The organism is Longivirga aurantiaca (genome assembly GCF_042660085.1).
GTDB lineage: Bacteria > Actinomycetota > Actinomycetes > S36-B12 > CAIYMF01 > Longivirga > Longivirga aurantiaca.
Window position 1 is genome coordinate 1 of the sequence record NZ_JBHSTI010000021.1, and the last position, 7,147, is coordinate 7,147.

At 72.1% G+C, this 7,147-nt stretch carries 10 protein-coding genes; 4 read left to right on the forward strand and 6 right to left on the reverse strand.

Going from position 1 to position 7,147, the window contains the following annotated elements:
- The 5 genes from rplI to ACFQGU_RS15960 all read right to left on the reverse strand — a co-directional run.
- Window positions 1–402: 50S ribosomal protein L9 (gene rplI, locus ACFQGU_RS15940; protein WP_386768600.1), on the reverse strand; the 402-nt coding region annotated here is incomplete at its 3' end.
- 19 nt (window positions 403–421) lie between these two features.
- Complete coding sequence (gene rpsR, locus ACFQGU_RS15945) at window positions 422–658, reverse strand: 30S ribosomal protein S18 (protein WP_386768602.1); 237 nt, start codon at window positions 656–658, stop codon at window positions 422–424.
- Between the two features lie 114 nt (window positions 659–772).
- The gene (locus ACFQGU_RS15950; RefSeq protein WP_386768604.1) at window positions 773–1,333 is read right to left on the reverse strand and encodes a single-stranded DNA-binding protein; all 561 of its coding nucleotides are present in this window, start codon (window positions 1,331–1,333) and stop codon (window positions 773–775) included.
- 144 nt (window positions 1,334–1,477) lie between these two features.
- On the reverse strand, window positions 1,478–1,768 hold the full coding sequence (rpsF, locus tag ACFQGU_RS15955) for a 30S ribosomal protein S6 (protein WP_386768606.1): 291 nt from the start codon (window positions 1,766–1,768) through the stop codon (window positions 1,478–1,480).
- 230 nt (window positions 1,769–1,998) lie between these two features.
- Window positions 1,999–2,178, reverse strand: a complete 180-nt coding sequence (locus tag ACFQGU_RS15960; RefSeq protein ID WP_386768608.1) for a hypothetical protein — start codon at window positions 2,176–2,178, stop codon at window positions 1,999–2,001.
- A gap of 170 nt (window positions 2,179–2,348) precedes the next feature.
- Between ACFQGU_RS15960 and ACFQGU_RS15965 the strand changes: the two genes are divergently transcribed.
- The 3 genes from ACFQGU_RS15965 to ACFQGU_RS15975 all read left to right on the forward strand — a co-directional run bounded on the left by ACFQGU_RS15965 (window position 2,349) and on the right by ACFQGU_RS15975 (window position 5,058).
- The gene (locus ACFQGU_RS15965; protein ID WP_386768610.1) at window positions 2,349–2,963 is read left to right on the forward strand and encodes a hypothetical protein; all 615 of its coding nucleotides are present in this window, start codon (window positions 2,349–2,351) and stop codon (window positions 2,961–2,963) included.
- Window positions 2,951–3,751 (forward strand): exodeoxyribonuclease III, encoded by an 801-nt coding sequence (locus ACFQGU_RS15970; protein WP_386768612.1) that lies wholly within the window; start codon window positions 2,951–2,953, stop codon window positions 3,749–3,751. Before ACFQGU_RS15965 ends, ACFQGU_RS15970 begins: the two co-directional genes overlap by 13 nt.
- Before the next feature lie 161 nt (window positions 3,752–3,912).
- Entirely contained in the window at window positions 3,913–5,058 is a 1,146-nt protein-coding gene (locus ACFQGU_RS15975; protein ID WP_386768614.1) for a lipid II:glycine glycyltransferase FemX, read from the forward strand.
- Between the two features lie 36 nt (window positions 5,059–5,094).
- Here ACFQGU_RS15975 and ACFQGU_RS15980 read toward each other — a convergent pair whose 3' ends face one another.
- The gene (locus ACFQGU_RS15980; RefSeq protein WP_386768616.1) at window positions 5,095–5,805 is read right to left on the reverse strand and encodes a hypothetical protein; all 711 of its coding nucleotides are present in this window, start codon (window positions 5,803–5,805) and stop codon (window positions 5,095–5,097) included.
- Window positions 5,806–6,154: 349 nt separating this feature from the next.
- Here ACFQGU_RS15980 and ACFQGU_RS15985 point away from each other — a divergent pair.
- Window positions 6,155–7,147, forward strand: a 993-nt coding sequence (locus ACFQGU_RS15985; protein ID WP_386768618.1) for an alanine racemase, incomplete at its 3' end; no start/stop codon positions are given.

Below are 7,147 nucleotides of genomic sequence, written 5' to 3' on the forward strand. Positions count from 1 at the left end.
GTGCACGCGCACCTCGACCTTGTGCGAGCCGAGAACCTTGATCGGCGAGACGATCGTGACCTTGCGCTTGTCGACCGACGGGCCACCGGCGGCCTCGACCGCGGAGACGACGTCGCCGACGGTGATCGCGCCGAACAGGCGGCCGCTGTCGCCGGCACGCGCCGGGACCTTGACCTTCAGGCCCTCGAGCGAGGACTTGATCGCCTGGGCGGAGTCGAGGTCGCGGACCTCGCGCACGTCGCGCGCACGCTTGATCTGCGCGACCTGCTTCTCGCCGCCCTTGGTCCACGCGGTCGCGAGACCGCGCGGGAGGAGGTAGTTGCGGCCGTAGCCGTCCTTCACCTCGACGACGTCGCCAGGGGCGCCGAGACCGTTCACGTCCTGAGTCAGGATGAGCTTCATGGTGTAGTCGCCTCCTTCGTCAGCGGGCGGTCGAGGTGTAGGGCAGGAGCGCCATCTCGCGGGCGTTCTTGACCGCGGTCGCGACGTCGCGCTGGTGCTGGGTGCAGTTGCCGCTCACGCGACGGGCACGGATCTTGCCGCGGTCGGAGATGTACTTGCGCAGCAGCGGCGTGTCCTTGTAGTCGACGCTCGCGATCTTCTCCTTGCAGAAGATGCAAACCTTCTTCTTCGGCTTACGAAGAGCAGGCTTAGCCATCGTGGTGCTCCTATCGGGAGCCCGGCGTCAGGCCGGGATGGGGTCTGTCGGATGGATGCCGGCGGCTCGCTGGCCACCGGGGTGCCGCACCAGGTGCGACCGTGCTGTGAGGTCCTAGAACGGAGGCTCGTCGTACGACGCGCCACCGCCGCCGCCACCCCAGGCGCCACCGCCGCCGGCAGCGTTGCCGCCACCGCCGGCCGGGGTCGCCCACGGGTCGTCGGCCGGGCCGGAGTTGCCTCCGCCGCCCTGCTGGCCGCCGCCGAAGCCGCCTCCGCCGCCACCACCGAAGTCACCGCCGCCGCTGCGGGCCACCTTGGTGACCTTCGCGGTGGCCGTGCGCAGCGCCGGGCCGACGTCGTCGACCTCCATCTCGATGACGGTGACCTTCTGACCCTCGCGGGAGTCGTAGGACCGCTGCTTGAGACGGCCGGTGACGATGACGCGGGTGCCCCGCGTCAGCGACTCGGCGACGTTCTCGGCGTACTGCCTCCACACGCTGCAGCGCATGAAGACGGGCTCGCCGTCCTTCCACTCGTTCGTGGCCTTGTCGAGGTAACGCGAGTTCGACGCGACCGTGAAGCTCGCGACCGCCGCGCCGGACGGGGTGAACCGCAGCTCGGGGTCGTTCGTGAGGTTGCCGACGATGGTGACGTTGATGTCGCCCTGCGCCATGGTGCTAACCGCCTCGGGTGGAAGGTGTGGATTCGGCTGATGGGCCGGACCTTACGGGTGCGATCCGACGGCCGGAAGGGTCGTCGGGCTCGCGGACTGTGGACGACACGCGGAGAGAAGCCGCCTGTCGATCACGGGATTCGCCTAGTGGGCGTCCGGACGCATGACCTTGGTGCGCAGCACAGCCTCGTTGAGGTTGAGCTGGCGGTCGAGCTCCTGGACGGCAGCCGGCGTGCAGCTGAGGTCGAGGACGGCGTAGATGCCCTCGGCCTTCTTGTTGATCTCGAACGACAGGCGACGACGGCCCCAGATGTCGACCTTGTCGACGGTGCCACCCGACTGCTTCACGACATTGAGGAACGTGTCGAGACTGGGAGCGACGGTGCGCTCCTCGAGATCGGGGTCGAGGATCACCATGACCTCGTAATGACGCATGCGATACCCACCTCCTCTGGACTTGGCGGCCACGGTCTCTCCGTGGCAGGAGGGTTGTGCGTCACGTGGACCCGCTCCCGACGACCCATGGGGGCCGCCGTACGGCGCGGACACGTCCGATCAGGGTACGGGACCGGGCAGCCGACCCCCAAATGCCGCCCCCCCCGCCCGCTGGTGTGCGATGAAGGCGACCTTCATCCAATAGAGCCGAACAATTCCGGCCTTCACCGCTACCGGTCAGGGGTGCGGGCCTCGAGGGCGTCGGCGATCCTGGCGAGGCTGAGCGCGATCGAGGCCAGGGCGCTGGTGTCGGCGGTGCTCGGGGCCTTGGCCTTGAACCCGGCGGCCGCCTCGGCCGCCGTCCGCGCCAGCGCCCACGCCGTCGCCGCGTCGCCCGACGTGCTGCTCATCCCAGACTCCCGTCCTCATGGCCCGCCCCGCGCGGGCCCCCGTAGCCAGCACACCATCTGGCCGCGCACTCGTCACCCTCATCCGGCCCCTCATCCGGCTTCCGAGGGGCGGTGCGGGAGGCGGCTGGTCATCGGCGTACGGAGGCGGCGGCGATGACAGAGTGCGGCGCATGGTGGAGCCGTTCGAGGTCCTGACGCTGGAGCAGCTGCGCGCGCGGCGGTCGATCAAGTGGACCCAGCACGCACCGGACGTGCTGCCGCTGTGGATCGCCGAGATGGACGCGCCGCTGCCGGCGTCGGTCGTCGCGGCGCTGTCGGCCGACCTCGCCGCGGGCGACGCCGGCTACGCGCCGCTCGACACGGCGTACGCCGAGGCCTTCGCCCACGTCGCCGCCGCACGCTGGGGGTGGACGGTGGACCCGGCAGCAACCTGTGTCTGCGCGGACGTGCTCACGGGCATCACGCGATCGCTCGAGCTGCTCACGAAGCCCGGGGAGACGGTGCTCGTGCCGGCGCCGGTCTACACGCCGCTGCTCCTGCTGCCCACCTCGACGGCGGGCTGCCGTTCGGCGTCGGGGGCGAGGGCTTCGTGCGGCTCAACCTCGCTGCGTCGCGCTCGACTCTGGCCGAGGCCGTCGAGCGGATGGCGCGATCGCTCGACCGCTGAGCGGTGCGCCTGCCCTCCCCGTGATGGGAAGGATTGTTCGGCTCTATTGGATGAAGGTCGCCTTCATCCAAAACGCAAACGGCGGGGGGTGGGAGGATCGGCGGCGTGCGCATCGTGACGTGGAACATCAACGGGGTCCAGGTACGGACCGACCGGCTGCTCGCGTTCCTGGAGTCGGCGCAGCCCGACGTCCTGGTGCTGCAGGAGCTCAAGGCCCCGACCGACCTGTTCCCGTACGACGAGGTGCGCGCGGCCGGCTACGAGGTGGCGGCCCGCGGCGACGGGCGCTGGAACGGCGTCGCGATCCTGTCGCGCGTCGGGCTCGACGACGTCAGGTACGACCTGCCCGGGCAGCCGCAGTGGGACGGCGTCACGGAGCCGCGCGCCGTCGCGGCGACCTGCAACGGCGTACGGGTCTGGGGCGTCTACGTGCCCAACGGCCGCACGATCGACGACCCGCACTACGCGTACAAGCTCGAGTGGCTGGCCGCCCTGCGCGAGACCGCCGTCGCCGAGATCGCGGCGGCACCCGACCGGCCATGGGTCGTGCTCGGCGACTTCAACGTCGCGCCGACCGACGCCGACGTCTGGGACATCGCCCAGTTCGCCGACTCCACCCACGTGACCCCGGCCGAGCGCGCCGCCGTCACCGCGCTCACCGACTCCGGTCTCGTCGAGGTCATGCCGCGCGCGCTGAAGTACGACGTGCCGTTCACGTTCTGGGACTACCGCCAGCTCGCCTTCCCCAAGAACACCGGCATGCGGATCGACCTCGTCTTCGGCTCTCCGACGTTCGCCGCCGCCGTCACGGACGCGTACGTCGACCGCGAGGCGCGCAAGACCGGCAAGAAGGGCACGACGCCGCCCAGCGACCACGCCCCGATCGTCGTCGACGTCTCCCTCTAGGGACCCCCGCCCGCTCGCACTCATCAATCCGTCACTTCCCGGGCCCGGAAGCAGCGGATTGATCGGTCTCAGCGGGAGGGGCGGTGCGGCCGGCGTGAGGTCGCGCACTGCGTAGGCGTGCGTGGTCCGGCGGCCGGGCGGCTGGTCGTAGTGTTCCGTTCGTGCCCACGCCGCTCGAGGTCCGCCGGATCACCCCTGAGGAGCACCTCGCGTACGTCGAGGCGCGCACCGCCGCGGGCGCCGACATCTCCTTCCTGCAGGTGCCCAGCTGGGCCGGGGTCAAGGCGGAGTGGAAGCACGCCAGCCTCGGCTGGTTCGACGGCGACGAGCTCGTCGGCGCCGGCCTCGTGCTCCTGCGCCAGGTGCCCAAGGTCAAGCGCTTCCTGGCGTACCTCCCCGAGGGCCCGGACATCGACTGGACCGGCGCGCGCACCGGCCGCGACCTCGCCGACTGGCTCGAGCCGCTGGCCGCACACCTCAAGGCGATCGGCGCGTTCGCCGTGAAGATGGGCCCGCCCGTCACCGTGCGCACCTGGGACGCCGACACCCTCAAGGCCGCGATCGCCGACGGCACCGCCCAGCGCCTGCGCGACGTCCCCGCCGACACCACCGACGACGCAGGCCTCGCCGTCGCCGACCGCCTCCTCGAGCTCGGCTGGAGCCAGAAGGCCGACACCGGCGCCGGCTTCGGCGACGTCCAGCCGCGGTACGTGTTCCAAGTGCCGCTCGCCGGCCGCACCGAGGACGACCTGCTCACGGGCTTCAACCAGCTCTGGCGCCGCAACATCAAGAAGGCCGACAAGGCCGGCGTCGTCGTCGAGCACGGCGGCTTCGACGACCTCCCCGCGTTCCACGAGGTGTACGTCGAGACCGCGGTCCGCGACGGGTTCACGCCGCGCGGCCTCGCGTACTTCCAGCGCATGTGGCGCGCGATGACCGCCGAGGACCCGAGCCGCATCACGCTCTACCTCGCGCGGCACGAGGGGCGCGTGCTCGCCGCGACGACGCTGGTCCGCGTCGGGCAGCACGCGTGGTACTCGTACGGCGCGTCCTCCAACGAGGGCCGCGACGTACGCCCGTCGAACGCGATCCAGTGGGCGATGGTGCGCGACTCGCTCGCGGCAGGCTGCCACGTCTACGACATGCGCGGCATCAGCGACACCCTCGACCCGGACGACCACCTCTTCGGGCTCATCCAGTTCAAGCTCGGCACCGGCGGCCGCGCGTCCGAGTACCTCGGCGAGTGGGACATGCGCCTGCGACCTGTCCTCGCCCGCGCCGTCGAGGGCTACCTCAACCGCCGCTGACCCCGGCCGCAGCCGGGGCCAGCGTGCGGGTCGGTGCTACTGGCCGAGCTGCGACGGGTCGAGCACGTCGGCGGCGTCCGGCTCGGTGATGGTGACGGTCTCGCCCCAGTCGCTGAACTTCAGCGAGCCCTCGGCCCCGCCGTCGATCCAGAGCGGCAGCGGGTCGCCGGTGGTGGCGATCCACAGCGTGCCCTTGTCGCCGTCCTTCAGGCCGATCGCGGGAGTGCCGTCCACGGTCGACGTCTCGCCCTTGGTCACGGTGCCGCTGGGCGTGAGCAGCTGGGAGACGAACGTCTCGAAGTTCGTGAAGCTCTCGAACTGCGCGAGCTCGGTGCCGGCGGTGGCCACGACCCACTTGTCGCCGATGAGCTCGGCGGCGCCCTCGCCGGCCTGCGTGTCCCAGAAGGCCTTGTCGCCCTGGGCGTAGACCTTGGTGCCGGTCGAGATGATCTGGAGCGTGGCGCCCGACATCGAGACCGAGCCGACCGCCTTGCCGCCCTTCTCGACCGCCAGGTCGAGACCCATGTCGTCGGCGCCCTGGGTGACCGTGCCGACGATGTGCACGGAGCCCTGCGCGAGCGCGGCGGCCTCGGCTGCCGTGAGGATCTCCTCGGCCGACTTGTCGGCCACGCCGTTGCCCGCGGCCTCCGTGCTCGAGCCGCCCGTGCTGGTGCTGCCGCACGCGGTCACCGTCAGCAGGGCCGTGAGTGCGAGCGCCACGCCCGCGAGAGCCTTCGTCGTACGCATGTCGTCGTCCTGTCCCCTCGTGTGCCGGACGCGACTCGGTGATGCGCCCCCGCCGTGCGACGAGGGTATGCGGGCGTACGGCGTCGTCTCGCCGCGAACGGACGCCGTCCGGGTCACGGACGCACAACAGTCCGTACGCCAGCGGCGGGAGCGTGATGCGACGAGCGGCGCGGTGCGGTGCCGGTGAAGGGTCACGTTGTTGCGCTCTGAGCAACGAAGTCCCCTACTGGGCGAAGGCCTTCGGCCATCGTCGCCCAGCGGGGCAGGTGGGCCCCCGCTGGCGAGGAGGCGGAGCCGACGAAGCCAGTAGGGGACTTCATCGCGAGCGGCGGGACCGTAGGGTCGGGGCATGACGTTCGTGCTGCACGTGGACGGGGCTCGGTGGCGGGCGCACACGGGCCGGACGGTCGAGTCGGTGCGGGCGGCGATCGGCTCGCAACCGGCCGGGGACGGCGGCGGCGTGCACGAGCCGGCCCGGCACCTCGCGCCGGGCGACCTCGTGCCGGTGGCCAAGGGCAACGGGTACGGCGTCGGCAACGCGCGGCTCCTCGCGGAGGCGGCGCGCCTCGGCCTCACCCGCGTCGCGGTCGGCACGGTGTTCGAGGCGCACGCGGCCCTCGAGGAGCACGACGGCGACATCCTCGTGCTGGCGCCGTTCGAGCCGGCCGACCCGTACGCCGCCGCGCAGTGGGTCGAGCTCGCGCACGGACCGCACGCCGACCGCCTCGTCCGCACGGTCGCCTCGCGCGAGGCCTGGCAGTCGCTCGTCGACGGGCCCGGGCCGGCACGGGTCGTGCTCGAGGGCCTCACCTCGATGGGCCGGTTCGGCATCACGGCCGACGGCCTCTCGGACCTCCTCGCCGAGCAGTCCACCGTCACCGCGCTCACCGGTCGCCGCATCCGGCTCGAGGGCCTCGCGCTGCACCTCCCGCTCACCCAGCCGAGCCCCGACCACCGCGCCGTGCCCGGCGCCCGGTGGAAGGACGCCGGCGTCGCCCCCGAGCCGCCGCACGGCTCGAGCGCACGCGTGCGCGAGGCGCTCGCGTGGGGGCTCGGCTGGCAGAGCGCCCTCGCCGACCTCTCCGAGCGCGTCACGGCCACCGGCGATTCCGAGGCCGTCACCGAGCTCACCGAGGCGGCCTCGCTCTGGGTCAGCCACCTCGACGACGTCGAGCTCGTCAGCCTGCGCGGCGCGCTCCCCGACATCGCGATCTTCCCGCGCATCGGCACGCGCCTCTGGCTCGGCGACCGCGGCGCGCTGGTCGCCCGCGGCACGGTGCTAGCCGTGCACGGAGTCCGCAAGGGGCAGACCAGCGGCTACCGCCAGCGCCGGGCCTCGCGC